The 26,509-nt window shown below is 68.2% G+C and carries 24 protein-coding genes and 1 tRNA gene; 11 read left to right on the forward strand and 14 right to left on the reverse strand.

Annotation, left to right across the window (positions count from 1 at the left end; all coding sequences use genetic code 11):
* Nucleotides 1–58 precede the first annotated feature (58 nt).
* Nucleotides 59–781 (reverse strand): hypothetical protein, encoded by a 723-nt coding sequence (locus tag GKS42_RS11045; RefSeq protein ID WP_154793864.1) that lies wholly within the window; start codon nucleotides 779–781, stop codon nucleotides 59–61.
* Between the two features lie 250 nt (nucleotides 782–1,031).
* Nucleotides 1,032–1,760: a DUF1345 domain-containing protein gene (locus GKS42_RS11050; RefSeq protein ID WP_154793865.1), complete on the reverse strand. Its 729-nt coding sequence runs from the start codon at nucleotides 1,758–1,760 to the stop codon at nucleotides 1,032–1,034.
* 23 nt (nucleotides 1,761–1,783) lie between these two features.
* Between GKS42_RS11050 and GKS42_RS11055 the strand changes: the two genes are divergently transcribed.
* Nucleotides 1,784–2,128 (forward strand): cupin domain-containing protein, encoded by a 345-nt coding sequence (locus GKS42_RS11055; protein WP_210769356.1) that lies wholly within the window; start codon nucleotides 1,784–1,786, stop codon nucleotides 2,126–2,128.
* A 10-nt stretch (nucleotides 2,129–2,138) separates the two neighbouring features.
* Here GKS42_RS11055 and GKS42_RS11060 read toward each other — a convergent pair whose 3' ends face one another.
* The 5 genes from GKS42_RS11060 to GKS42_RS11080 form a co-directional block, all read right to left on the reverse strand.
* Entirely contained in the window at nucleotides 2,139–2,354 is a 216-nt protein-coding gene (locus tag GKS42_RS11060; protein WP_154793866.1) for a hypothetical protein, read from the reverse strand.
* A 158-nt stretch (nucleotides 2,355–2,512) separates the two neighbouring features.
* Complete coding sequence (locus GKS42_RS11065) at nucleotides 2,513–2,707, reverse strand: hypothetical protein (RefSeq protein WP_154793867.1); 195 nt, start codon at nucleotides 2,705–2,707, stop codon at nucleotides 2,513–2,515.
* Between the two features lie 42 nt (nucleotides 2,708–2,749).
* Nucleotides 2,750–3,625: an ion transporter gene (locus tag GKS42_RS11070; RefSeq protein ID WP_154793868.1), complete on the reverse strand. Its 876-nt coding sequence runs from the start codon at nucleotides 3,623–3,625 to the stop codon at nucleotides 2,750–2,752.
* 118 nt (nucleotides 3,626–3,743) lie between these two features.
* Nucleotides 3,744–4,058: an endonuclease V gene (locus GKS42_RS11075; protein WP_154793869.1), complete on the reverse strand. Its 315-nt coding sequence runs from the start codon at nucleotides 4,056–4,058 to the stop codon at nucleotides 3,744–3,746.
* Between the two features lie 228 nt (nucleotides 4,059–4,286).
* Nucleotides 4,287–4,799, reverse strand: coding sequence for a flavodoxin family protein (locus GKS42_RS11080; RefSeq protein ID WP_154793870.1), 513 nt, complete (start codon nucleotides 4,797–4,799; stop codon nucleotides 4,287–4,289).
* Nucleotides 4,800–5,308: 509 nt separating this feature from the next.
* Between GKS42_RS11080 and GKS42_RS26220 the strand changes: the two genes are divergently transcribed.
* Nucleotides 5,309–8,032, forward strand: coding sequence for a TIM barrel protein (locus tag GKS42_RS26220; RefSeq protein WP_210769357.1), 2,724 nt, complete (start codon nucleotides 5,309–5,311; stop codon nucleotides 8,030–8,032).
* Nucleotides 8,033–8,073: 41 nt separating this feature from the next.
* On the opposite strand, the gene GKS42_RS11090 is transcribed toward GKS42_RS26220, so the two are convergent.
* A complete protein-coding gene (locus tag GKS42_RS11090; RefSeq protein ID WP_154793871.1) occupies nucleotides 8,074–8,748 on the reverse strand; it encodes a TetR/AcrR family transcriptional regulator in 675 nt (224 codons plus the stop codon).
* On the reverse strand, nucleotides 8,748–9,629 hold the full coding sequence (locus GKS42_RS11095) for a shikimate dehydrogenase (RefSeq protein ID WP_154793872.1): 882 nt from the start codon (nucleotides 9,627–9,629) through the stop codon (nucleotides 8,748–8,750). Before GKS42_RS11095 ends, GKS42_RS11090 begins: the two co-directional genes overlap by 1 nt.
* 187 nt (nucleotides 9,630–9,816) lie before the next feature.
* Between GKS42_RS11095 and GKS42_RS11100 the strand changes: the two genes are divergently transcribed.
* A complete protein-coding gene (locus GKS42_RS11100; RefSeq protein WP_154793873.1) occupies nucleotides 9,817–10,575 on the forward strand; it encodes an IclR family transcriptional regulator in 759 nt (252 codons plus the stop codon).
* A 5-nt stretch (nucleotides 10,576–10,580) separates the two neighbouring features.
* Nucleotides 10,581–11,429 (forward strand): IclR family transcriptional regulator, encoded by an 849-nt coding sequence (locus tag GKS42_RS11105; RefSeq protein ID WP_168217807.1) that lies wholly within the window; start codon nucleotides 10,581–10,583, stop codon nucleotides 11,427–11,429.
* Here the strand turns inward: GKS42_RS11105 and dctP are convergent.
* The 3 genes from dctP to GKS42_RS11120 form a co-directional block, all read right to left on the reverse strand.
* Nucleotides 11,399–12,463 carry a TRAP transporter substrate-binding protein DctP gene (gene dctP, locus GKS42_RS11110; RefSeq protein ID WP_154793875.1) on the reverse strand — a complete coding sequence of 355 codons (1,065 nt, stop codon included), beginning with the start codon at nucleotides 12,461–12,463 and terminating at the stop codon, nucleotides 11,399–11,401. The two genes, GKS42_RS11105 and dctP, sit on opposite strands and share 31 nt — an antisense overlap.
* A 172-nt stretch (nucleotides 12,464–12,635) precedes the next feature.
* Nucleotides 12,636–13,916: a TRAP transporter large permease gene (locus tag GKS42_RS11115; RefSeq protein ID WP_154793876.1), complete on the reverse strand. Its 1,281-nt coding sequence runs from the start codon at nucleotides 13,914–13,916 to the stop codon at nucleotides 12,636–12,638.
* A 5-nt stretch (nucleotides 13,917–13,921) separates the two neighbouring features.
* On the reverse strand, nucleotides 13,922–14,536 hold the full coding sequence (locus GKS42_RS11120) for a TRAP transporter small permease (protein WP_154793877.1): 615 nt from the start codon (nucleotides 14,534–14,536) through the stop codon (nucleotides 13,922–13,924).
* Nucleotides 14,537–14,771: 235 nt separating this feature from the next.
* Between GKS42_RS11120 and GKS42_RS11125 the strand changes: the two genes are divergently transcribed.
* The 4 genes from GKS42_RS11125 (at nucleotide 14,772) to GKS42_RS11140 (ending at nucleotide 21,367) form a co-directional block, all read left to right on the forward strand.
* The gene (locus GKS42_RS11125; protein ID WP_210769358.1) at nucleotides 14,772–16,250 is read left to right on the forward strand and encodes an aldehyde dehydrogenase family protein; all 1,479 of its coding nucleotides are present in this window, start codon (nucleotides 14,772–14,774) and stop codon (nucleotides 16,248–16,250) included.
* The gene (locus GKS42_RS11130) at nucleotides 16,247–17,107 is read left to right on the forward strand and encodes a citryl-CoA lyase (RefSeq protein ID WP_154793878.1); all 861 of its coding nucleotides are present in this window, start codon (nucleotides 16,247–16,249) and stop codon (nucleotides 17,105–17,107) included. Before GKS42_RS11125 ends, GKS42_RS11130 begins: the two co-directional genes overlap by 4 nt.
* Nucleotides 17,104–18,867: a thiamine pyrophosphate-binding protein gene (locus GKS42_RS11135; RefSeq protein WP_154793879.1), complete on the forward strand. Its 1,764-nt coding sequence runs from the start codon at nucleotides 17,104–17,106 to the stop codon at nucleotides 18,865–18,867. The genes GKS42_RS11130 and GKS42_RS11135 overlap by 4 nt, the downstream gene beginning before the upstream one ends.
* Before the next feature lie 604 nt (nucleotides 18,868–19,471).
* Nucleotides 19,472–21,367, forward strand: coding sequence for a ligand-binding sensor domain-containing protein (locus tag GKS42_RS11140; RefSeq protein WP_154793880.1), 1,896 nt, complete (start codon nucleotides 19,472–19,474; stop codon nucleotides 21,365–21,367).
* Between the two features lie 316 nt (nucleotides 21,368–21,683).
* Here the strand turns inward: GKS42_RS11140 and GKS42_RS11145 are convergent.
* Nucleotides 21,684–21,760, reverse strand: a tRNA-Leu gene (locus GKS42_RS11145).
* Between the two features lie 64 nt (nucleotides 21,761–21,824).
* Between GKS42_RS11145 and GKS42_RS11150 the strand changes: the two genes are divergently transcribed.
* The gene (locus tag GKS42_RS11150; protein WP_154793881.1) at nucleotides 21,825–22,523 is read left to right on the forward strand and encodes an ANTAR domain-containing response regulator; all 699 of its coding nucleotides are present in this window, start codon (nucleotides 21,825–21,827) and stop codon (nucleotides 22,521–22,523) included.
* Nucleotides 22,524–22,729: 206 nt separating this feature from the next.
* On the forward strand, nucleotides 22,730–23,446 hold the full coding sequence (locus GKS42_RS11155; RefSeq protein WP_168217808.1) for a GNAT family N-acetyltransferase: 717 nt from the start codon (nucleotides 22,730–22,732) through the stop codon (nucleotides 23,444–23,446).
* Here GKS42_RS11155 and GKS42_RS11160 read toward each other — a convergent pair.
* Complete coding sequence (locus tag GKS42_RS11160; protein WP_154793883.1) at nucleotides 23,362–23,766, reverse strand: PaaI family thioesterase; 405 nt, start codon at nucleotides 23,764–23,766, stop codon at nucleotides 23,362–23,364. The genes GKS42_RS11155 and GKS42_RS11160 overlap by 85 nt on opposite strands.
* Here GKS42_RS11160 and polA point away from each other — a divergent pair.
* Entirely contained in the window at nucleotides 23,765–26,461 is a 2,697-nt protein-coding gene (polA, locus tag GKS42_RS11165) for a DNA polymerase I (RefSeq protein ID WP_154793884.1), read from the forward strand. The genes GKS42_RS11160 and polA overlap by 2 nt on opposite strands.
* Nucleotides 26,462–26,509: the final 48 nt, after the last annotated feature.

Below are 26,509 nucleotides of genomic sequence, written 5' to 3' on the forward strand. Positions count from 1 at the left end.
CGAACGCCCGGAACCGCCTCCTCGGCGGCTCCGGGCGCAGCGGCTGTGCCTCTGGGGGTCACTGCCAGACGATCGGGGACTCCAGGTAGGGGTTGCCCGGGGTCGCGACGAAGGAGTAGTAGCCCTCGCCGTTGTACTCGACGGCGCTCACCGGCTGGCCCGAGTTGGACAGGCCCACGAAGCAGCTGACCGCGATGTCCGTCTCCTCGTCGAACGGCGGCAGTTCGAGACCACACGCGTCGCCCGGGCTGTTGAAGGAGAACTGCGTGGTCAGGTACTCGGCGTCGGCGCCGTCGGCGAGCAGGGGGAACAGGTCCGCGGACGGCGGGTTCTCGTCCGCCGGGACGTCCCCGATCCACTGCTGCTGCGTCACGATCAGGTACGGGATGTAGTCGGCGAACTCGTCCGCGTTGGAGTACTGCTCGAACAGCGACGCGTCCGACTCGATGATCTGCAGGACGCTGATGCCCTGGGTGCCGGTCACCTCCGTCTCGTCGCTGAAGGTCACCGTCCGCTCCACCCACGCGACCTGGCCGAGGGTCAGCGCGGCTCCGGGCGCGGTGGCCGCACCCGGCTCACCGAAGTCGATCGCGTCGACGTCGAAGGTGCTCTCGGGCTCCTCGGTGGTCTCCTCCTCCGTGGGCTCGTCGGCTGCCACGTCCTCGACGGTCGGGTCGGTACCGGCGTCCGGTTCGTCCGTGTCGCCACCGCCGCAGCCGGCCAGCAGCAACGCCCCCGCGACGGCTGCTGCCGACGCCGTCCACATACGCCTGGAGTTCATCCCCGGTCTCACTTTCGTCTGTTCGGATCCCCGTCGCCTGATGGCACGGGTGCGGGTGGGCGCACCGGTGCACGGGTCTCATCACAGGCGCGGCGGGCCGCGCAGAAGAGCCCCGGGAGCCCTCCGCGGCGGACCGCGGGGACTGGGGCCAACCCCCTGGCCTTCAACCCTAGTAGGCGTCGACCGGTGCGAGCGCCCCGCAGGCGTCGCGCCGATGGGGAGAAGTCACCACCTCCCACGCGCGGGTGGGTCAGATCAGAGTGCCGACGAGGATCGCGACCACGATCGCCACGATCACGGTGTTGAACGCGAAGGCCAACAGCCCGTGGCCGGTGACGAGCCGGCGCATGCGGGCGGTCTCGACGGTGACGTCGGAGGTCGCGAACGTGGTCGACACCGAGGTCGCGAAGTAGAGGTAGTCGGCGAGACCGTCCGGCTCCTCGCCGGGGAACCGAAGACCGGCGTCCCGGGTCTGGGCCCGCGCGTAGTGCAACGCGTAGGACACGAGCACCGTGAACCAGGAGGTGACCACCGTCGCGACACCGACGAGGAGAAGCGCCGGATCGGACCGGACCTGGGAGTTGACGCTGAGCAGGAGTGCCGCGGCCAGCGCCACCAGGGCCACCTGAGCGGCCCAGCTCGGGCCGTCGCCACCGGTCAGCATGGTCCGGGCACCCGGCACCCGGAGGATGCGGCGCACGGCCCGGGGCTCGGTCGACTCGGCCTCGACGAGCGACCGGCGGAAGCGTTCGCCACGCAGCCCCCGGAACGCCCAGAGGGTCAGTGCGCAGTAGATGGCGGCGAAGCAGCTCCACCCGAGCATCCCGGCGCCGACCGCGCTGACCGGACTGTCCCCGACGGGCTCGGCGAAGATGACCGGGCCGAGCACCACGACGATGACGAGGCCCGGGATCAGGCAGACCATGCTGCGTCGGATGTCCGAGGTGAGCCTCGGGATGGCGGCGGGGTCTCGGGACACCGCATGAGGCTAACGTAGGCGGGGTGAGCACCCAGAGCGCGCAGAGCAGCCGGACGAGCACCGAGTGGACCCAGGTCGACGACAAGACCCGTCGCCGGATCCTGGCACACACCCCGGAACTGATGGTGGTGGAGGTGGAGTTCGCGCCCGGCGGTGTCGGCGCCACGCACACCCATCCGCACGTGCAGGCCACCTACGTGCGCGAGGGCACGTTCGACTTCGTGGTGTCCGGGGAACCGATCACGATCACCGACGGGGACAGCATCGTGGTGCCGTCGAACGAGTGGCACGGCTGCGAGACCGCCACCGGCGGGACGTTGATCGACGTGTTCACCCCGGCCCGCGAGGACTTCCTGCCCGGCACCTGACCGGTTCGGCTCACCGCCGAGCCCGGTCCGGCCGGGTCGCGAAGGCCAGCCGTAGGAACGGCACGCGTTCCCGGGGAAGGACCGCGGTGAGGATCCGGTCACCGCGGTCCGCTGCGAGCCCGAGGACATCGGGGTCACCGTCGAGGCGTAGTCCCGGGACGTCCCGCCCGTCGACCCGGATCGGGACGTCCCGGGTGAGATCGTCCTCGGTCGCCGCGTCGCGCACGGTGCAGTGCGGCCCCCCCGCTGGTCCGCGTATCGCGGAACGTGTTCGCCAGGATGTAGTTGGTGTGATCGACGAGCTCGTACGCCGGCGTGTGCCAACCGGCGAGCGAGTGGTCACTGATGTGGGTCGTGCGGACCGCCTCCCATAGCAGGAAAGATCTAGGCGGACTCGAGAACGGCGTGCTGCTGGTCGTCGGTGCTGCCGTGCGTCTCGACCTGCTCGCCGACCGAGGCCTCCTCGATCGAGTCCTGCTCGACGAGCGTCAGCAGCGGCACCGCGAAGGACCGCGCGACCTCGTCCACTCCCCGGGGTGCGGGGAGGTCGCCGGCGTCGCGATCGCGGTCGATGAACACCCGACCAGTCTCACCATCCCGCCGTGGGCGCGCAACGACGGTTCAGGAGCGGTTCCGCACCAGTTCCGTGAGCTCCGCGACCTGGTCCCGCAGGCCCCGGATCTCGCCCTCCAGCGCTCGCGTGGTCGCGGCTTCGGCGGGCGCCTCGTCCTCGGTCGCCGCCGGCTCATCGGCCCGGATGTGCTGCATGGCGTCGACGATCACGGCGATGAACAGGTTCAGCACGGTGAACGCGCTCAGCAGGACGAACGGCACGAAGAACGCGACGGCCCACGGGTGGACGTCGAGGACCGCTCGGCTGATGACGCTCCAGTTGTCCAGGGTCATGATCTGGAACAGCGTGAACAGCGACCGCGAGAGACTGCCGAACTCGGTGGGGAAGGAGTCACCGAAGAGCATCGTGGCCATCACCGCGCTGACGTAGAACAGCAGGATCAGCAGGGCGCCGATCGAGAGGATCCCGGGCACCGCCTTGACCAGCGCCTCGACCACGCGGCGCAGCTGCGGGACCATCGAGACCAGGCGTAGCACCCGCAGCACCCGCAGGGACCGCAGCACTCCGAACGCACCCGAGCCCGGGATCAGGGCGACGCCGACCACAAGCAGGTCGAACACGTTCCAGCTCGACCGGAAGAACGAGCCACGGAAGGCGTACAGCTTCACGGCGAGCTCGACGACGAAGAACGCCAGGCAGATCCGGTCGAGGGTGTGCAGCAGGTCGGCGTGCCCGGCCATCACGGCGTCGGAGGTCTCCAGCCCCAGCGTGGCGGCGTTGATCAGGATCAGGACGATCACGAATCGCTGGACCCGGTCGGACTCCACCCAGCTGCCGAGCGTGGCGCGGGCGTACCACCGCGGGGGTGGCGTGGGACCGGCGGCGCCGGGCGCCCTCTCCTCGAGCGTCTCGGTCGTGGTCATGCTCCTGCTCTCAGTCTCGACAAAAGCTGGCGCAGGAAGAATGCAGGCCGACGGCGGGGGTCGGCAAGGGGCGCGGGTGGTGACCGCTGCCCACCGCCCCGGTGTCCGCATGGAACTCTCAGCGGGATGTGGGCTCTGCGACCGGCTGTTCGCGGCCGCGAGCGAGACGGTCCACCCTGGCGAGAGCGGCAGGGATGCGATGGGGTCCCGCCATCGCGGACACGATCCGTGCGGCCTCGGCCACGTCCAGGCCGCCGGCCGCCGTGACGTAGAGCGGCCGTGACGCGGCGCCGCGGATGATCTGGAAGGCGTGGGTTGCGGTGCGGAACGGCGTCTTCGCGACCCCGATCACCGGGATGCCGAAGGCGTCTGCGGCATGGGCACCGAGGCCCGGGCGCCCCTCAGGATCGAGCGTGGCGTAGCCCTCGATCACTAGGAGTTCAAGTGGTGGGCCAAGGGCCCGACGGTCCTCAAGCGATCCATCGGCGCAGGCCTCGGTCGGCTCCGCCGGTGACCGGGCGGTCGCTGTGGAACGGGCTGGGCATCGGGGTGACCTCCGGGCGCGTGGTTGATGCTCCATTGTGCTGCGCCATGACGACGGCCATGTCTGCGTCGGATGTAGAGGAGCCGTGCCGCTGCCTACCTGGCCCGCCGGAGAGGCTCAGGCCGGACTCGGACGCAGCCCCACCCGCCGGGCGACGTAGGCGCCCCATTCGGTGGCCCGCTCAAGTTCGCCGGACACCACGGGCCCGTCCGTGCCTGCCACCTGGAAGCTCACCGGGTCGGTGACCAGCGTGCAGCCGCGCCGGGTCAGGAGCCTGGCCATCGTCTTGGCCGCGGATCCCGGGATCGGGGCGTTCACATGGGTGTCGAACGTCGCGACGGATAGCGACAGGGCCGACCGGGAGTCGATCCAGTCGCGCATCAGGCGGCCGTCGGAGATGACCTGACCGGCCCGGTCGACGGCGTCGTCCCGCGTGCGCGGCCGGCTCAGGCCGAACACGTGGGTCGGCGCGCCGACGATCAGCAACTCCGTGACCAGGTCGCGGATCATCGGTGCGTCGCCGACCTCGACCAGCTCGACCGGCAGGCATGTCGCGACCCCCGCCGCTACCGACTCGGCGAGGCCGGCGGTGTTTCCGAACATGCTCTCGTAGACGATGTAGGCGGTCATTGCGCTCACCATTCCTCTCTGTTCTCCAGAGTGGAACGGCCCGACGGCGGATGCCAGGGACCTACGTCACGTTCCGTCGCGCTCGGCTCACCTTCGGGTGACGAATAGTTCGGACCCGCGGCACTTGACCGTGACCGGCCAGCGCCTCGCCCGACGCGAACCGAGCTGAAGCGAACCGACCGGAGTGAACGGACCGGACAACACCTGCGACGGCAGCATCCTCGCGCAGTCTGGCCCGTGCGGTCCTCCCGTCCGCGGTGGACGAGGGTTGAGCCACCGTGGTGCCTCGACCGTCTGCGATCCTGGATCTTCGCGGCGACACGCGCTCGAGCCGGAATCAAGCTACCCGGCGAGCGAATGGCTGTCTGTCAACTACCTGTGCACGCCGGCGAGCAGCCGAGACAGTCTGTCTGCCGTCCCGGTGGGTGGAACCGATCCGACGAAGCGGTCGCGGCCCGACCTAGCATGCGGCCGATGGCTTGACCAATCGTCGCGAAGAAGGTCCGCTCGTGAACAGCCCGCCCGGTCCGCACAGCATCGCCATCTCGACCGTGTGCCTCGCCGGCGCTCTCGAGGACAAGTTGGCAGCGGCAGCGGCAGCGGGGTTCACCCGTGTCGAGTTGATCGAGTACGACCTGGTCATGTCGTCGTGGTCGCCGCGCCGGCTCGCCGAGGAGGCGGCGGGCATGGGCTTGTCCATCGAGGCGTATCAGCCGTTCCATGTCGAGGCGATCTCGCCCACTGCGTTCCACGCCACTCTTCGCCGGGCCGAGAGCAAGCTCGAACTCCTGTCTGAGCTCGGCGTTCGGGTGATGGTGTGCTGCGCGACGAGGACCGCCGACGGTATCGATGACGACGATCTGGCGGCCGATCAGCTGCGTTCGCTGGCGGAACGGGCGGAGGCGCACGGAGTCCGCCTCGCGTACGAGGCGGTGCCCTGGGGGCGGCTGCGCACACATGAGGACGCCCTCCGTGTGGTCCGCAAGGCCGACCATCCTGCGCTCGGGCTGTGCCTCGACAGCTTCCACCTGCTATCGCCGGAGAACGATTCCTCGGCCGTGGAGCGGATCCCCGTCGACCTGGTCTCGCACGTCCAGCTCGCCGACGCCTTCAGACCGAACCTGGACGTCCGCGAGTGGAGCCTGCACTACCGGATGTTCCCCGGCCAGGGCGCACTGGACGTCGCGGGCTTCGTCGACCGGCTGCTCGTCAAGGGCTATGGGGGATCGATCGCGCTCGAGGTCTTCAACGACGTCTATCAGCAGGAGGACCCACGGCATGCCGCGACCGACGCGATGCGCTCGCTGTTCGCGTTCGCCGAGGCACTGGACTCGCGAGCCTCGTTCGGCATTCCTGAGCGGTTCGGCACGGAGGACCTACCGGCGGTGCCCGAGCTGGGGGGCTTCGCGTTCGCGGAACTCGCTCTGGACGATGTGTCGTCCCCTCTGGTCTCGCGTGCACTGGCCTCACTGGGGTTCGCCCAGGTCGGTCGGCATCGCTCCAAGCCTGTGGAGCTGTGGGAGCAGGGCGGAGCTCGGGTTCTGCTCAACCTGGCGCCGGAGCGGTCCATCACTCCGGCGACAGCCTCGATCTCTGCGCTGGCGGTCGAGAGTGCCGATCCGGATGCCTCGATGCGACGTGCCGAGCGGATGCTCGCACCGGAGCTGGCCAGGCGGCGAGCTCCTGACGAGGCCACCCTGAGCGGTGTCGCCGTGCCCGATGGCACCGCGCTGTTCTTCTGTGCTCCCGGAACCGGGAACTCGTGGCGTGACGACTTCGACCCGACCGAGAGAACTGCGGAGCCGTCGCCGTTGCTCACCGGGATAGATCACGTGTCGATCACCGAGTCGGTTGACGACTTCGACCAATCGACTCTGTTCTTCCGGTCGGTACTGGGACTCGTTCCGGGAGAGGCGACGGAGGTCACGGCGCCCTTCGGGCTGATCCGTGGCTGGTCTGCGAGCGACCCCGGGCGCAACGTCCGCGTGACCCTGAATACAACCGCGCTGCGACGCGGTGACTGGGCCCCCGGCGTCTCGAGTCCCCAGGTCATCGCCTTCGCCACGGAGGACGCGATCCGGTGCGCAAAGGTCCTCCGTGAGCGGGGTGCGAGGATCCTCGAGATCCCACGCAACTACTACGACGACCTCGACGCCCGGATGCCGCTCCCAGCCGAGGTGTTGACGGCGCTGCGTGAGAACTCGGTCGTCTACGATCGCGACTCCCGCGGCGAGTACCTGCACTTCTTCACGGAGATGCTCGGCTCGCGCGTGATCTTCGAGGTGGTCCAGAGGGTCGAGGGATACGACGGCTACGGCGATCCGCACAGCATCCCGTTGCGAATGGCAGCGCACCGCCGTCAGCGGCTGCGCATGCTCGCGAGCGCGCCAACCGTTGCTGAGGCCGACCACTTTCATCGATACTCGCTCGCACATCTCACCGCGCTCAGCCTGTCGCCCCCGGAGCTGGTGGACGCTGCCGCTGCCGCCGGCTATCGCTATGTGGGACTTCGGATGACGAAGGTCACCGCGCAGGAGCCCTACTACCCGCTGCCGTACGATCCGGCACTCATGCGCGCGACGAAGACGCACCTCGCCGCGACCGGCATCGAGGTGCTCGACATCGAGCTCGCACGGATGACCTCCGGTGACAGCCCCCGCGACTACCTGCGTTTCCTCGAGGCGGGTGCGGAACTCGGAGCGCGTCACGTCATCACCCAGCTACCCGACGCGGACTTCTCGCGCAAGGCGGCCCGGTTCGCCGAGCTGTGCCAGCTCGCAGCCCCGCTCGGCCTCACCATCGACCTCGAGTTCCCCTCATGGACCGAGACACCGAACCTGACCGAGGCCAGCAGGGTGCTGCGATCAGCGGATCAACCCAACGCCGGAATGCTCATCGATCTCCTCCACTTCGCCAGATCTCGTTCGAGCGTGGACGAGTTGCGTGAGCTCCCGCGGGAGTGGTTCCGCTTCGTCCACGTGTGCGATGCCCCGGCCGAGATCCCCGCCACGACTGCCGAGCTCATCCACACGGCGCGATTCGAGCGGCTCTTCCCGGGGGAGGGAGGCATCGACATGCACGGCATCCTCGCGGCTCTGCCCGTCGGCATCCCGTACGCGCTCGAGATCCCGCGCGCGATGCTGGTGGCGCAGGTCGGGGCCAAGGAGCACGCACGACGGGCGATCGACGCCGCGCGCCGCCACCTCGACGCGGCCGCGGCGATGACGGCCTGAGGTGCCGCGCCGGCCGTCGTCGGCGTCTTGTCGACCGCCGGTCAGGCGGGCTCCGCCGAGCGCCCCTGCGTCATGGTCGCGACGACCATGTCGCCGATGAGCTGGCGGTGCGAGTCCTGTAACCCCGGCGCGAGCAGGTCGCGTTCGAAGATCGCGGCGAAGGTGTGCCGGTTCGCCACGTGGAAGCACGCGTACGCACTGATCATCATGTGCACGTCGACGGCATCGATGTCGTCGCGGAACAGGCCCACCCGCACTCCGCGCTCGATGACCTGCTCGAGCAGTGTGATCGCCGTGACGTTCTCGCGCATGATCGTCTCCGACTGCCGCAGGTGTTCGGCGCGGTGGATGTTCTCGATGCTGACGAGCTTGATGAACGCCTCGTGCGTCGTGTGATGGTCGTAGGTGGCCTCGGCGAGCCGGCGCAGTGCCTCGTCCGGCGAGAGCTCCTCGATGTCGATCCCGCGCTCCACCCGTCGGATCTGTGCGTAGACCCGCTCGAGGACGGTGAGGTACAGGCCTTCCTTGGAGCCGAAGTAGTAGTAGATCATCCGCTTTGTGGTCCGCGTGCGGGCGGCGATGACGTCGACCCGCGCGCCGGCGTAGCCGTTCGCGGCGAACTCGTCCGTCGCGATCTCGAGGATGTCCGCCTGGGTGCGGGCAGCCCGCCGCTGGCCCGGGCGGACGTCGGCGACGTGGGCCGAACCTTCCTCCATCAAGGCCTCCTCCGGCCGCGGGCCCGGTCCTCAGCGCTGGTCAGAATTCGGAAGTGCCGCTCCATACGGTCCCGATCGGGCTGCGCGCCGGTGATGATCCGGAGACTAGCGTAGGCCTGCCCGACCGCCATCAGGCCGCCGTCGAGGACGCGATGACCGCGTTCAGCAGCCTGCCGGAGGAGTTCCGTCTGCAGTGGCCGATACACGACGTCCGACACCCAGGCGTGGGGCTGCAGGAGGCCCACATCGAAGGCGACTCCCGGGTGGTGACGCATCCCAGTCGGTGTCGCGTGGACGACGCCGGACGCTCGTGCGATCGCGGCGGAGATCTCCCCGGGCGGCCAGGTCCGGACGACCTGGGTCGGGAAACGCGTGCGCATTCGGGCCGCGAGGTCCTCGCGCCGCGCCTCGTCGACGTCGCAGAGCTCGAGCGTGGCGGTGCCGTGTGACAGCAGCGCGTAGGCGGTCGCTGCGCCCGCGCCACCGCAGCCGACCTGGACGACGCGTTCGAACGAGGCACCCGGTAGACCGATGATGAGCGCATCGCGGTAGCCCATCCAATCGGTGTTGAACGCGACCGTGCGCGAGCCGACGAAGACGACCAGGTTCGCTGCCCGCAGGTGGTCGGCGTCCTCCTCGAGCTCATCCACGACGTCGACCACGCGCTGCTTGCACGGATGCGTGATGTTCATGGCTGAGAAGCCCTCTTGCCTCGCCTGGATCAGGAGCGAGCCCACGTCGTCCGGCGCTCGTCCGAGCCGGGCCAGGTCGAGGATGCGGTACTCGTAGTCGAGAGCCAGCGCCGATGCCTCGGCCTCGTGCATCGGGGGAGTGAGGGACTCGGTGATGCCGGAGCCGATGAGGCCGACGAGATATCTCATGCGGGCGCCAGGTCATGCCTGCGCGCTGCCGTCGCCTGTGTCAACGTGCGCATGGCACCCCTTCTTAGACCTGGTACGGCGGTGACCCCGACCCTCGGAGCACCGTTGCCTCTAAACGTACTAACTAGTACGTTTAACAGTGTAGGGCGATCTATGGCGATTCAACCCTCTTGAAGGAAGGCGCTCGATGAAGAGTCTCGCCGAATGGAACACGTCGGCTACCGCCCCGGTCGCGCCGGTGTCCGTGCTCGGTCGGGTCGTTGCGATCCTCGACGGGGTCAAGGAGAGCGGAGGTCCGATCTCTATCACGGAGCTCGCCGGGCGGACCGGGATCCCGAAGTCCACCGTCTCCCGGTTGGTCGCCGAGATGGTCGACCGGCGCTATCTGCAACGCGACGACGGCGGGGTGACCCTCGGGTTGCGGCTGTTCGAGCTCGGCGCGCGCGCGATCCTGCCCAGGCGTCTGCTGGCGGCTGCGGCACCCGTCATCCGCGCCCTGCACGACGCCACCGGGGAGAGAATCGGGCTCTGGGTGCAGCAGGGCACGGACATGGTCTCGATCGCCGTGGTCGTCGGGCGCCTGCCGATGCTCCCCACCTGTGCCGGTATGCGATCACCCGCACTCACGACGGCGAGCGGCAAGGCGTATCTCGCGTTCTGCGCCGATCAAGCGGTGGTCAGGCGCGTGAGTGCGCCGCTCATCTCCTCTGCTGCGCACGCGTTCCTCGATGAGCTTGACCAGGTGCGGGAGGAGGTCGTCGCCGTGGACAGGGAGATCTCGTATCCCGGCATCCTCGCGGTCGCGAGTCCTGTTCTCGGGGCCGACCGGAACGTCGTCGGTGCGCTGTCGATCGCCGCTCCAAGCGGTTCGATGGACGCCGGCCACCTCGCCCCGTTGATCCGCAGCGCCGGGACTGCTGTCACCCGCCGTCTCGCGGCGGCATGACGGCCATGCGCACAGCAGGCTGGACGGAGTCCATCAGTGTCCTCGACCGGATCACGACCGTGTTCGAGGCGTTCGGCGAGACGGAAGGCATGGGAGTCACGGAGCTGGCGCGACGTGCCAACCTGCCGAAGTCGACGGTCTCACGGATCGCTGCGGACCTCGTCGGCCAACGACTGCTCGACCGCGAGGGCGACGTGCTCCTTCTCGGAGTTCGGCTCTTCGAACTGGGTCAGACGGTCGAGCGCCCGCGGCGCCTTCGCGCCCTGGCTCATCCCGTCATGACAGAGTTGCGCAACGTCACCGGTCACACCGTGCACCTCGCGGTACTCGACGACCGTGACGTCGTCCTGCTCTCTGTGGTCCGCGGCAGGACCGACGACGCCTCGTGCGCGGTGGTGGGCAGCCGTCTCCCAGCGCACGCGACCGCGCTCGGCAAGGCACTACTGGCCTTCTCGCCGTCAGATCGGACCGCGCCCTACCTGCTCGAAGGCGCGTTGCCACGACGCACGCCGAATACGATATGCGACCCGGCAGCGCTCGTTCGTGAGCTCGGTGAGGTACGGCGCAACGGCGTGGCGTTCGAGCGCGAGGAGTGCGACGCCGGCCGCGCCTGCGTCGCGGGCGCGATCCTCTCGCTGGGCACGGTGCCGAAGGCGGCGATCTCCGTGACCGGGCCGCCGCCGGTGATCGCTGAGGAGCGCGTCGCTGCCGCCGTTCGCTCCGCGGCGATCACCCTCGGCCGTCGGGTCGATGCGCGTGAGGATCGCTCACTGGAGGAGACGAAGCGGGTGGGCCATCCCGCACCCACCCGCTCTCCGACCGGTCAGCCTGCGGACTCGCGAATCGCCTGGTAGGCCTCCAGGCTCTCGCCGGTGAAGTAACTCTCGAAGAACTCCTCGGATTGGCTGATGAAGGCATCAATGTCGATGTCCTCCGTCTCGACGACGGTGAACGCCGGGTCCGACCTCAGTTCGTCCAGGATCTCCTCTGTCGCCTCTTCGACGCACGTGCGGTTCTCCGGACGGATCTCCCGAATGGTCTCGTCGAGCATGGCGGCCTGCTCCTCGCTCAGCTTCTCGTAGGTGGCGTCGCTGACCAGGATCCAGTGGATGCCCACCTGATGGTTGTTCAGGCTCGCCGTGTTGAGTACCTCGAAGTAGCTCGAGGACTGCGTCGCCACGATCGGGTTCTCCTGACCGACGGCGATGCCCTGCTGGAGGGCGGTGTAGAGCTCTTCGACGGCCACGGAGACAGGGTTGGTGACTCCGAGAGCCTCGGCATTGGCGAGGAACTGCGGCGAGTTCGGGAAACGGATCGGCACACCCGCCAGGTCATCCGGGCTGGTGATCTCGATGTCCGCCGTCGAGAAGGTGCGGCTGCCGAAGAACCAGCCGTCGACGATCGTCACGCCGGTCGCCTCGTGGAAGTTTGTGAAGAGGCCCTCGGAACTCTCGTCGATCCACTGGAACGCGTGTTCGACGTCGTTGAAGGCGTAGGACGCGTCGACGACCCCGATCGGCTCGAACGTCGAGCTGAGTGCCGACGCTCCCTGCAGGTCGATGTCGATGTCGCCGGCCTGCACCTGCGGGAACCGGTCGGCATCAGGGCCGAGCTGACTGGAGGGGTACAGCTCGATCGTGAACCCGACGTCAGCTGTTTCCAGGCGTTCCTTGAGCAGCTCGACGCCGCAGTAGTAGTTGGGGGTTTGCTCGTTCTGAGAAGTCGCGACACTGAGCGTGACCGGATTGTTCTCCGAACCGGCCGCGTCCCCCTCGTCCGACGTCTCCTCGGGGCCCGCGCCGCCGCCGGAGCAGGCGGCGACGAGGGTGGCGGTTGCGAGCACCGACGCGGCGACCAGGCCCCGGCGCCTCGAGCGGGCTGTGCTCATCTGACTCTCCTCTTGTCTGTTGCACGCCTTCGTGCAAGTGCAGGACTTCGAATGCCGGTTGATCGCCTCCCAACGAGGCGGTCGTGTGGTCGTACCGACTCTGGCGGAAATCCTTACCTTCTCAAACGGATGTCCCGACGAGTGGAACAGCCTCTGCGACTTGTGCCGGGTCCTAGGTGAGGCCGAGCAGGGTCGGCACGATGGTGACGATCTCCGGGAACAGGGTTAGCAGCAGGAGAACCACGCCGAGGGGAATGAGGAAGGGGAGGATGCCGCGGAACAGTTCGGCCATGGGCCGTCTGGTGATCGACCCGACAACGAAGAGCACCGCGCCCACGGGTGGTGTCAGGGACCCGATCATGAGATTGAGGATCATGATGACGCCGAGGTGGATCGGGTCGATGCCGAACTCGCCGATGATCGGCATGAGGATCGGGACGAGGACGAGGATGACGGGCGGTGCCTCCAGGAAGATGCCGAGGAGGATCAGGACGACGTTCAGCAGCAGGAGGAAGACGACCGGGTTGTCGGTGAGGCTCGCCAGCCAGTTTCCGAGGGCGCGCGACACCTGCTCGCGCGCCAGCACCTGACCCATGAGGTTGGAGGCTCCCAGGATCAGCAGGATGCCGCCCGAGACGATGACAGTGTCCTTTGCGGCCAGCCAGAAGCGCCGTAGCGTGAGCGTCCGGTAGACCACGCCGAGCGCGAGCATGTAGACCGACGCGATGCCGGCGCTCTCCGTGGGAGTGAACCACCCGCTGAAGATGCCGCCCAGGATGATCACGGGGAGTAGAAGTGGGCCCAGCACGCGCACCGAGGTGTGACGAAGCGTCCCGCCGTCGAAGGGCCGCTTCACCGCGATGCCAGGGTGCATCTTGACCCAGACTGCGACGTAGACGGCCAACCCGACCGCCATCAGTCCTGCCGGGAGGATCGACCCCGCGAAGAGCGCCCCGGTCGAGACGGCGGCAGTCGCCGCGAAGATGACCGCGGGGATGCTGGGTGGCATCACCGTGCTCATGAGCGAGCCCGAGGCGGTGAGGCCGGCCGAGAAGCCGTAGGGGTACCCCTGCTTGAGCATCTGCGGTATCTGCACCTTGCTCGTCGAAGCAGCGTCGGCGAGCGCTGACCCGCTGATCCACGAGAACCCGATCGCCGTGCCCAGGTTCACGTACGCGAGATTGCCGGGCAATCGCGGAAGCAGTGCTTTCGCGAAGTCGTACAGCCTGGTGGCGATCCCCAGGTGGTTCGCGATCGTTCCGACGAACACGAAGAGCGGGACCGCGAGCAGGGGGAAACTGTTGATGCCGTTCAGGACCGACGTGATCGCGTATCCCGGCGACAGGTTGTGGCTGTAGAAATACGCCATGCTGGGGGCGATCATTGCGAACGCGACGGGCACCCGGAGCAGCAGCAGGACGACGAGCAGCAGGATGTAGAGCCAGAGATCCACCGTCCCTAGCCCTCCATCTCGGAGATGTCGAGCTTGCGCTCCGGACGATTGGCGTATGGGATCTTCCACGCCGAGTGGATCGCGGCGGAGAGGAATCCCATGAACGCGAAGACGTAGAGGGTTCCGATGGGCACGCGCATCGCGGCACTCGCGCGAGCCCACTCGATCTCGATCTTGACGAACGCCTCGTAGGCGAGCGCCAGGCAGGTGGCGACCATGATGAGGGCCGAGACGACCCGGAGCACGCTGAACGCGCGGGATCCCGCGAGGACCTGGTCGAAGACCTCGATCACGATGTGGCCATTGCGCCCGACCAGGTAGCCGGTCGTCATGAAGGTCATGGCGATCATCGACAGCAGCGCGAGCTCACCCGCACCCACCCATCCGATCTCAGGGAAGTACCGGCCGATCACCTGGTACATCACCCCGATGACGATGAGGGCGAACAGGATCACTCCGATCGTGAGCTCCACGCCTGACCAGATGCGCAGCAGGAGGGGTTCGCGCGGCACGTCCTCACCGGCGGCCGGCGCGAGGCCGTAGTTTGACGCCGCGATGTCGGGGTCCGGCGTGTCGTCGGGTTTCGGGATCCGGTCTCCATCCGGCGTGCGCTTGCTCACGTCGTCGCCGCCGGCAAGTCAGAAGCCATAGCCAACCTCTCCGTTGGGGTCATGCCGCTCTCGGGCGCACACGGGCGACCGTCGGTGAGACTCTCGATCGTGTGCCATGCCTGCGCAAAGCCGAGTCTCGCGCAATGGGACACCGGCATCGCGGTGGCGCACCGACGTGTCGCGCCGATCGGGTGGTTCTGCCCAGTGAGACACCGTTTGTCGGCTCGGTCGGGCCTGTGTTTGCATGCCGCCGTCGGACCAGCCTGAAGACGGAGAAGTCATGGCAACCACCGCACCATCCCGGCCATTGTCGCCTGAGCAACAGAGCGAGCTCGGCGACGTATTCGCCCGCGCGCAGGCCGCGCTCGAGGTGATCGAGATCTATGACCAGGAACGCGTCGACCGCCTGATCCAGGCCATCGCCTGGGCTGTGGCCAACCGCGCCTCGTTCGAGCGGCTCGTCCGGATGGGCATCGAGGAGTCCGGGCTCGGCGACCACGACAGCCGGATGAACAAGCGGATGAAGATCCGCGGCGTCCTCCGGGATGCACTTCGAAGCCCGTCTGTGGGAGTCATCGAGACCGATGCCGCGCGAGGCCTCGTGAAGTATGGAAAGCCGGTCGGCATCATCGGCTGCGTGGTACCCACCACCAACCCCGACCTCACGCCGGCGGGCAATGCGATCTATGCGGTCAAGGCTCGCAACGTCGTCGTGTTCTCTCCTCACCCACGCTCACGCGAGACGACGTTCGAGACGGTTCGGCTGATGCGCGAAGCACTGGAGGCCGAGGGTGCCCCGCCCGACATCCTTCAGTGCATCACCCGTCCGAGCCTCGCAGCGTCTCAGGAGGTCATGAGGCGCTCCGATCTCGTCATCGCGACCGGTGGGCAGGGCCTCGTGCGTGCGGCGTACAGGTCCGGCACCCCGGCCTACGGGGTGGGAGCCGGTAACGCGACCGAGTTCGTGGACGAGACCGCAGACCTTCAGGAGACCGCTCGCAACTGCATGCTGTCCAAGACCTCGGATTTCGGCTCGGGCTGCTCGGCCGACGGCAATGTGCTCGTGCCCGCGGCCCGCTATCGCGAGATGCTCGACGAGCTTGAGAACGTGGGTGGGTATCTCGCCTCCGCGGATGAACGTGCCGCCCTGCAGCGCGCGATGTGGGACGAGGACGGGCAGCGACTCCCAGGCACGGTCGCGATAGCCCCGCAGGCGCTCGCGCGCGCGGCGGACTTCGAGATCGACGCCGACCGACGCTTCGTCGTCGTCGAGGGGGACGGCATCGGCGAGGATCACCAGTTCTGCAAGGAGAAACTGACGACCCTGATGACGGTCCACGCCTACGAGGGCGACTTCGAGGACGGTGTAGAACTCGCCAAGCACCTGTACGAGATCGGAGGAAAGGGCCACTCCTGCGGCATCGCGTCAACCGATGACGCCCACATCGACTACTTCGCGCGACACATGCCCGTCTCGCGCATCATGGTGCGCCAGCCCAACTCGAAGGCGAACGCGGGCTCTTTCACCAACGGGATGCCGATGACGTCCTCCATGGGATGCGGTACCTGGGGCGGCAACATCACCTCCGAGAACGTCTCGCTCCGCCACTACCTCAACACGACGTGGGTCTCACGCACGATCGCTGAGGATCGCCCCACCGACGCCGAACTCTTCGGGGACTTCTACGATGCGGAGCTCGAGACGGCGGGCGCGGTCCCATGACCGAGCACTCGCCCGAGGAACTCGTCGCCGAGGTTCGGCGGTGGTGGAGCACCGGAATCATCGACGTCCGACCAGGAGAGATCGCCCTGCGCGGCTACCCGATCCAGGAACTGATCGGTGACGCGAGTCTCGTCGAGACGATCTGGCTCATGCTGCGTGGCGAGCTGCCGACACGAGCGGAGGCCGCGCTGCTGGAGGCGGCCATGGTGGCGTCCGTCGACCACGGACCCCAAGCCCCCTCGATCGCGATCGGACGGATGGCGGTGACGTGCGGGTCGCCGATCAACGCGGCGATGGCGTCGGCCATCAACGTCCTCGACGACGTGCACGGCGGTGCCGGCCAGCAGTGCATGGAGCTGTACCTCGAGATCGATGGCGAACGCGACCGCTCCGGCGGACTCGACACCGCCGTCGGGCTGGTCCTCCAGCGGCGTCGCGAGGCGGGGCTGAACTACGTGCCAGGATTTGGTCACCGACTTCACCCGCTCGACCCGAGGACACCCCGTCTGCTGGCGCTCGTCGACTCCGGCGCCGCAGCGGGTGTCGTGGACGGCCGGTTCGCCGCCATCGGCCGTGCCGTCGAAGTTGCGCTCAGCACGGGCAAGGCGGCACGCGTCCCGATGAACATCGACGGGGCGACGGCGGTCGTGTACTGCGAGCTCGGGCTCAGACCCGAGCTCGGACGCGGGGTGTTCGTCCTCGCGCGCTCGATCGGCATCCTCGCCCATGCCGCCGAGCAGTTGGCGCAGGGTGGACGCATCAAGGGCCCCACGCCGAAGTCGGTCCGCTACACCTACACCGGGCCGGCGCGGCGACCGGTCCCTCGCGATCGCGACGCCAGAAGGAGCCCGCTATGAAGGACCTCGTCTCCAACCAGATCGTCCGATATCTCCGGGCGCGCCAGGTCGAGCACATCTTCGGACTCTGCGGGCACACGAACATCGCGCTGCTCGCCGCCATCGAGAAGAGTGCCAGCATCTCCTTCGTCAACGTGCGTCACGAGCAGATCGCGTCGCACGCCGCCGACGGCTACGCCCGGGTGACCAAGCGGGCGTCGGTGGTGCTGACCCACCTCGGACCAGGGATGACGAATGCCGCGACCGGTGTGGCGAACGCCGCACTCGACTCGATCCCGATGGTCGTGATAGCCGGCGACGTACCGAGTCACTACTACGGCAAGCATCCGCACCAGGAGATCAACCTCCACGCCGACGGCGCCCAGTACGAGATCTACCGACCGTTCGTGAAGAGGGCCTGGCGGCTCGACCGCGCGCACCTCGTGGCCGAGGTGCTCGACAAGGCGTTCACCCTCGCCGAGAGCGGCCGGCCCGGGCCGGTGCTCGTCGACGTGCCGATGGACGTGTTCTCCGCCGAGGTCGATGTCGCCTCGTTCGACAAGGTGATCGCCAACACCCGGTCGCTCGCGAAGCCGAGCCTCGACGAAGCGGTGGCCGAACAGATCGTGGGCAACCTCCTCGCCGCGGAACGCCCGGTCCTGTACGTCGGCGGCGGGATCGTCGGCGCCGACGCCGCGGCGGAACTCGCCGAGTTCGCCGAACTGCTCTCGCTTCCCGTTGCCCACAGCCTCATGGGCAAGGGCGCGTTACCGGATGACAACCCGCTGGTTCTGGGTATGACGGGATTCTGGGGAACGGCTCTCGTCAACTCCACGACGCGCACCGCCGACTGGATCCTCGCCCTCGGCACTCGCTTCGCCGAGGCAGACTCGAGCTCGTGGTACCCGGAGTACACATTCGACATCCCCGCCACCAAACTCATGCAGATCGACATCGATCCCGCCGAACTGGGCCGCAACTACCCCCTCGAGATCGGCGCGCTCGCCGACCTCAAGGCCGCGCTCATGGTGTTGGTGAGGGTCGCGCGTCGGCTCGCGCCGGCCGGCGTTTCCCGCGCCGCCCTGCGCGCGCAGATCGCGGCGAACCGTCAAGCACTGAAGGATCGCAACGCTGCGGCGCAGGCATCCGACGACTGGCCCATGCGCCCCGAGCGGATCCTCTCCGAGACGAGGGAAGTGCTCCCCGCCGACGCGATCATCACCACCGATGTGGGATGGAACAAGAACGGCGTCGGCCAGCAGTTCGACGTCCTGACGCCGGGCACGTTCCTCACCCCCGGGGGCTTCGCGACGATGGGCTTCGGCGCGTCCGCAGCGGTCGGAGCGAAGTTGGCCGGACGCGATCGCGTCGTCGTGTCGCTCGTGGGGGACGGCGGCTTCGGGCAGAACCCGTCCGTACTCTCGACCGCCCGGGAAGAGCGCATTCCCGTGGTTTGGGTCGTCATGAACAACAACGCGTTCGGCACCATCGCAGGTCTCGAGAAGGCGGCGTTCGGCACGACATACGGGACGGTCTTCGGGGACGTCGAGGATCCGATGTACACCGACTACGCGGCGATCGCTCGCGCCTACGGCGTCGAAGGAATCAGGGTCACGTCGGCGTCGGAGTTCAAACCCGCGCTCGAACGGGCCATCGCCCTGGACGAGCCGGTCGTGATCGACGTGTCGATGGTCAACGTGCCCACGCCCACCACCGGACATTGGAACATCCTGGACATCTACTCGCCGGGCAAGAGGCTGGAGCACCTCGCGACGAACTGAGATCGGTGCATCGAGACGAGGGATCGCCGACGCCGAGAGCCCTGCGAACAAGCCAGAAGATGCCACCACCGGCACCAACATGGCTCGGGGTGAAGCGCGCCAGGTTCTCTGCCGCCGCAATCTGGGTTGCGACTCCCGGGTGAGGGTCGCGTAGTGGCTTTCGAACTCCGCTGGGCTCGTCATGCCAAGGGAGCCGTGAAGCCACCGTTTGGTTGTACCAGTCGACTGATGTACCGGGCGCTTCTCGGGCGAGGTCTTGTCTCCACCCAGGTCGAACTCGCTTTCACCGCCGCGCTCGACCTCGAAGGGGCTCCTCGAGGCCTTCGCCTCGTCGCAGCCTTGCGCTGGCCCACCGTCAGACCCATCCAGTTGGCGTAGAGCACTCCACCCACCACGCGACGCCACACCGACATGCGGACGTTCTCAGAGGTTCAACTGAGGCAACGTCTGGATCCACGCGGAGGTCTTCATGAGTCAACGCGCATCCTTGACGCCCATCGGCACCGCACCTACGATCAGCCAGATCCAATTACAGTCGCCTCAATGGTTGATTATGTTGGGTCTAAAATTAGGAGACGAGATGGATCGTCGGACCATGTTGCGCATGACCGTGCTGGCCGCCGGGGCGGGCACGGGGATGGCGTGGACCTCGAGCTCGAGCGCCGGCGCGCAAGAGCCGGTAGAGACCGTTGACCTCGGACCCGCCACGTTGGCCTGCACGACCCTCTCGGGAGGTTTCGTCGGCGATCGTCCCTACATCGTTTCGCACTTGTTGCAGCCCGTGCGACTCGGCGTGTTCACTCCCGCCGCGGACCAGATCGTCGACCTGGTGGAGATCCCTTCCGGCGGAGGAGCATGGGCAAGTCTCGTGGACGCCGAGCGGATCTACGTCGGTACGCACACCGTCGCCGACCTGTACGCCTTCGACACGACCACGCACCGGCTCGACAAGCTGGCCGGCCCGGCAGGAGCGACGTACATCTGGGATATGACGCGCACCTCGGATGGCACCATCTTCCTGGGCACCTACCCGGACGGGAAGGTCTGGGAGTACCGGCCCGCCGACAACACCCTTATCGACAGGGGCGTCGCCGTCGCTGGGCAGAAATACGTGCGCAGCATCATCGCCGACGACACCACCGTCTATGCGGGGGTGGGGGCGCAGGCCACCCTGGTGGCCTATGACCGCGGGACCGGCACGCGGACCGACATCACACCGCCGGAGCTCAGCGGTGAAGCCTTCATCTATCAACTGACTCAGACCGACAGCCACGTGATCGGCGGCACCCATGGCTCCGGTGTGATCGCGATCATCTCGAAGGCGGATCCGGGCGACTATCGGATCGTGCACCCCGACTCGGGCATCACCATCGGCAAGATGGCAGCGCAGGACGACGATGTCTACTACGGCGCCGGTGATTCTCTCTGGCACCTCGACCTCACCACAGGGGTCGCAGAAGCTGTCGGTGCCACGGCCGGCGGGGACTTCATCACCGCGGTCAGCATTCGCGCCACCACGGTCGCCGTCTTCACCAACTCGGCGACCATGTGGACCTACGACCGCAGCACGGGGACCATGTCCATGGCCGATCTCCAGGCGGCCGGGATGCCTTCCGCACCCGATCTGCCACAGTCGATCGCCGTCCACGCCGACAACGTCTATGTCGGAGGGCACGGTGGCTTCCAGATCCACCACCGGAGGGCGCCGGCTGCCACAGATCGAGTCCGCCTCGGTGGTGAGGTCAAGGCGATGCAGGCAGTGCGGAACACGCTCTATCTCGCGATGTATCCCTCGGCGACGATCGTGGCCTACAACCCGACCACGGGTGCCCTGAACACGATCGCGTCGATCGGACACGACCAGAACCGCCCCGGCGACATCACCTACCATCGCCGGAGCCAGCTTCTCCTCGTCCCGACCAGCCCTGGCTACGGCCAGCTGGGTGGAGCGCTGTCGACGCTGGACCTGCGCACCCGGAAGCTCGATGTCTACCGCAACCTGGTCGAGAACCACGCGTTGGTCTCGGTCGCCGCCCATGAACGGCGCGGCCTCGCGTACGTCGGGAGTGCTCCGCCCGACAGTTCGTACGGTCCGGCAACCGTGGCGATCTTCGACCTGGGGACCCGGACCCGAGTCGGCACCACGGTGCCCGACAGTGCGGCGACGTCGATCCCGTCGCTGGTCGTCCTGCGCGACGCGCTCTACGGCACAACGAATGATGGCCTGCTGTTCAGGATCGACACCCGCAGCGGCGAGCTGCTCCGAACCGCCGAGATCGGCACGGCCCGAGTGGATCTCACGGTCTCTGACGATGTGCTCTACGCCGTTGATCACCAACGTCTCTGGAGGATCGACCCGACCACGTTGAGCGCCGAGACACTGGTGGATGAACTGGCTGCCGACCCGACCAGCTTTCCCATGGTGGCCGCGGACGGGACCGACCTCTTCACCATCACCGGACGCAACCTTCTGCAAGTCTCGCTGCACTCAGTCCCGTAGCCGTGATCCACCGACCTGGGTGTCGGTCGATCGAGGCAAAGGGCCGGGTCCCGTACCGGGTCACCCTGATGCGTGTGGGGGCGGAGCTGCGTGCCGCGGCACAGGACATGCTCGCGGTGATGTTGACGAGGATCCACGCCGAGATGCGGGTGCTGCTGGGTGCGAACCCGTCGACGCAGCAGCGGGCATGCGTTGTCATACCCTTGGCGAAGCAGGGGCCAGATGTAGCCACTTGGAGTTAGCCTGCGAGGGTTACTCAGGGCCCACTGATCAGGCCGAGAGATGCCGACTGGTGGGTCTGGTTGTACCTCGCTGCTGGTGCCCCGAGTGGGATTCGAACCCACACTGGATCGGGTTTGAGCCGAACGCCTCTGCCGGTTGGGCTATCGGGGCCAGTGCGCCGCGTCACTGCGATCGCTGTCGTGCCATTCTGGCACAGGCATTAGGCTAGGCGATCGTGAGCACGGATGAGACCACCGGCGGGAAGCCGGGCAAGAAGTCGTCGAACGACGCAGATCTCCTCGACCTCGACACGGCCCCTGCGGCCGAGCCGGCGCCGAAGCCCAAGGCGGGGCGGACCCGACGCGTGGTCGTGGCCGAGGACGAGGCTCTGATCCGCCTCGACGTGGTCGAGACGCTCAACGAGGCCGGGTACGAGGTGGTCGGCGAGGCCGGTGACGGGGAGACCGCCGTGCGGCTGGCCACCGAGCTCGAACCGGACATCGTGGTGATGGACGTGAAGATGCCCATCCTCGACGGCATCTCCGCGGCCGAGCGCATCACGAAGGCACGGATCGCCCCGGTCGTGCTGCTGACCGCCTTCTCGCAGACCGAACTCGTGGAGCGCGCCCGGGACGCCGGCGCCATGGCGTACGTCGTCAAGCCGTTCACCCCGAACGACCTGCTGCCTGCCCTGGAGATCGCCCTCTCGCGGCACCAGGAGATCGCGGCCCTGGAGTCCGAGGTCGCTGACCTGACCGACCGCTTCGAGACCCGCAAGCGGGTGGACCGGGCCAAGGGCCTGCTGATGACGAAGATGGGCCTGTCCGAGCCGGAGTCGTTCCGGTGGATCCAGAAGACCTCGATGGACCGGCGTCTCACCATGCGTGAGGTCGCCGACGCCGTCATCGCGCAGGTCGGCGCGGCCAAGGACTGACGCACGCAACGGCCGACGACCGCAGTGACCGCACCCGCGGTCACGGTCGTCGGCCGTTCTTGTGGCGTTTCAATCCTGGTCCGGGTTTCATTCGTTCGAATGCATATCGGGACTTCTGCCCGTGGCCCCATCGGGCGTATGGTGGGGGCCGACCTCGCTGGAACGGACGATGAACGGTGGTGAGACGGTTGGTTCGGATGGGTGGTGTGACCGCACGGGTGGCACACGCCGAGGACCTCGAGGCCGTCCTCCCCGTCCTCCGGGCCGCGCGGGCCGACTCACCGCTCGGCGTCCAACTGATCAACCCCGACTCCGGGGCCCTCAACGAACTCCTGCGGGCCTGGTTCGGGATGGAGAACTCCAGCCTGATCATCGCAGAGGTGGACGAGACGATCGTCGGGCTGGCCCTCGTCCAGCAGATCGACGTGAACCTGTTCTCGGACATCGCCTACCTGCACATCGAGGCGCTCTACGTCGACAACGAGCACCGACGGCGGGGCGTGGGTCGGGCGCTGATGCACCAGATCGCGGTGGTCGCCGCCCGCTGCGCCGGCGAGCGCGTCGTGACCATGCCGCTCACCGGTGCCCGCAGCGAACAGCGCTTCCTCTCCGGGCTCGGGTTCGTCCCGGCAGGTTCCCGTCGGATCGCCGAGACCGCCGCCCTGCTCCGCCGCCTGGAGCAGCCAGCCGGCGGCCGTGACAAGCGGGTCCGTGGCATCGACGAGCTGATCGCCCGCCGTCGGCGGTCCCGTGGGCTGCCCGAGACCCCGCCCCGGGGGCTCAGCCTGGTGGACCTGGCCGACCGCGCGGAGCGGACCGACCGGGCCGATCAGGCGGATCAGGACGGGGCGTCCAGCAGCATGCAGGTCAACCGGGACGTGCAGACCCGCCGACCGGACTCGTCCGCCACCGCGATCTCGTAGGTCGCCGTCGAGCGGCCCAGGTGGATGGCCGTCGCCGTCCCGGTCACCCAGCCCTCCCGCGCGGCGCGGTGGTGGGTGGCGTTCAGCTCCAGCCCGACGGCGTAGCGCCCGGGTCCCGCGTGCGCGACCGCCGCGAAGGAGCCGAGGGTCTCGGCGAGCGCCGCGGTCGCGCCGCCGTGCAGGAGGCCGACCGGCTGGGTGTTCCCGGCCACCGGCATCCGGCCGACGGCCCGCTCCGCGCTGATCTCGAGCATCTCGATACCGAGCTTCTCGATGAGCGTGCCCCGGGTCAGGTCGGCCAGGTCCGCGATGTCAGTCATGACGCATAGGGTGGCACCTGTGAGTGAGAACGTGCGACCCAAGCTCCTGCTGATCGACGGGCACTCGATGGCGTACCGCGCCTTCTTCGCCCTGCCCGTGGAGAACTTCTCCACCTCCACGGGGCAGGCCACGAACGCCGTCTACGGGTTCACCTCGATGATGATCAACCTGCTCCGCGACGAGGAGCCGACGCACGTCGCCGTCGCGTTCGACGTCTCGAGTCAGACGTTCCGCAAGGAGACCTACGCAGAGTACAAGGGCACCCGGAGCGAGACCCCGCAGGAGTTCCGCGGGCAGATCCCGCTGATCGAGGAGGTCATGGCCGCGCTCGCGGTGCCGACCCTCGGCAAGGAGGGCTTCGAGGCGGACGACATCCTCGCCACCCTCGCTACCCAGGCCAGCGCCGCCGGACTGGACGTGCTCATCTGTTCGGGGGACCGGGACACCTACCAGCTCGTCGGGGAGTCGGTCACGGTGCTCTACCCGCGCAAGGGGGTCTCCGACCTGGTCCGGATGACCCCGGAAGCGGTCACCGAGAAGTACGGCGTGACGCCCGCGGAGTACTCGGACCTGGCCGCACTCGTGGGGGAGACGAGCGACAACCTGCCCGGGATCCCCGGCGTCGGCCCGAAGACGGCGGCGAAGTGGATCAACACCCACGGCGGGCTCGAGGGCATCATCGCGAACGCCCCAGCGATCAGCGGCAAGGCGGGGGAGAACCTACGCGCCCATCTGGACCAGGTGATCCTGAACCGGCAGCTGAACCATCTGCTCCGGGACATGGAGCTGCCGCTCGGCGTCGATGACCTGGCCCGCCGCCCGTTCGAGCGTGAGAAGGTGCATCAGGTCTTCGACGCGCTGGAGTTCCGGGTGCTGCGGGACCGGCTGTTCGAGATGACCCCGCAGGACGCCGAGACCGAGGCGTCCGAGGGTTTCGACCTGGACGTCACCGCGCTCGCGCCGGGTGGCCTGCCCGCCTGGCTGGAAGCCCGCGCCGGTGCCGAGGTGGGCCTGGATGTGCGCGGCTCCGCGGCTCAGGGCAGCGGGGACGCGTGGGGTCTGGCGCTGGCGGCCGACGGCGGCACCGCCCTCACGATCGATCTCGCCGACATCTCGGTCGAGGACGAGACGGCGCTCGCGGCGTGGCTCGCGGACCCGGCCGCACCCAAGGTGGTGCACGAGGCCAAGGCAGCGTGGCACAGCCTGGACGGGCGCGGCCTCGTTCTCGACGGCATCACCTTCGACACCGCCATCGGCGCCTACCTGTGCCACCCGGACCAGCGCAGCTTCACGCTCGCGGACCTGTCCGTGCGGTACCTGCACCGGGAACTGCGCGCCGGCGAGGACGACTCCGGTCAGCAGATGCTCGTCCTGGAGGGTCCCGCCGAGGATGAGATCGGCGCCGTCCGGGCCGCCGCCGTCCTCGATCTGGCCGCCGCCTTGCGCACCGACCTCGCGGACCGGGGTGCGGCCGAGCTGCTCACCGATCTCGAGCTGCCGGTGGCCGCGGTCCTCGCCGAGATGGAGAAGGCCGGCATCGCCGCGGACGTCGACTACCTCAACGAGCTCGAGAGCCAGTTCGGCGACGCGGTCACCGCTGCCGCGACCAAGGCCTACGAGGTGATCGGCCGCGAGGTGAACCTGTCCTCCCCGAAGCAGCTCCAGGAGGTCCTCTTCGACGAGCTCGGGATGCCGAAGACCCGCAAGACCAAGACCGGGTACACGACGGACGCCGACGCCCTCGCGGACCTGTACGCCAAGACCGAGCACCCGTTCCTGGAGCACCTGCTCATCCACCGGGACCAGATCCGGCTCCGGCAGACGGTCGAGGGGCTCCTGCGCACCGTGGCCCCGGACGGGCGGATCCACACCACCTACTCCCAGACGATCGCGGCCACCGGCCGGTTGTCGTCGGCGGACCCGAACCTCCAGAACATCCCGATCCGCACCGAGGAGGGGACCCGGATCCGAGCCGCGTTCGTCGTCGGTTCCGGCTACGAGAACCTGCTCACGGCCGACTACTCCCAGATCGAGATGCGCATCATGGCGCACCTGTCCGGGGACGCCGGTCTGATCGAGGCGTTCCGGTCGGGGGAGGACCTGCACTCGTTCGTCGGGTCGCGGGTGTTCGAGGTGGAGCCGGAGGAGGTCACCGCCGCGATGCGCTCGAAGATCAAGGCGATGTCCTACGGGCTCGCCTACGGCCTGTCCGCGTTCGGGCTGTCCAAGCAGTTGAAGATCGAGACGTCCGAGGCCCGCACCCTCATGGACGGCTACTTCGAGCGCTTCGGCGGCGTCCGCGACTATCTCGCCTCCGTGGTCGCGCAGGCCCGCACCACCGGCTACACCGAGACCATCCTCGGCCGCCGGCGGTACCTGCCGGACCTCACCTCGGACAACCGGCAGCGTCGGGAGATGGCCGAGCGGATGGCACTGAACGCGCCCATCCAGGGCAGCGCGGCGGACATCATCAAGGTCGCGATGATCGGGGTGGAGCGGGCCCTGCGCGAGCAGGGGCTGACGTCCCGCCTGCTGCTCCAGGTGCACGACGAGCTCGTGGTCGAGGTCGCACCCGGTGAGGCCGAGGCGGCGGAGGCGGTGCTGCGCGAGCAGATGGGCGCTGCCGCGGACCTGGCGGTGCCGCTGGACGTCTCCGTCGGCACCGGGAAGAGCTGGCGCGACGCGGGTCACTGACGGGTGCGGGCCGGTCGTCGCCCCTTGGGCACCGCGGGGTCCTCGCAC

Source organism: Occultella kanbiaonis, from assembly GCF_009708215.1.
In the GTDB taxonomy this organism is placed as follows: domain Bacteria; phylum Actinomycetota; class Actinomycetes; order Actinomycetales; family Beutenbergiaceae; genus Occultella; species Occultella kanbiaonis.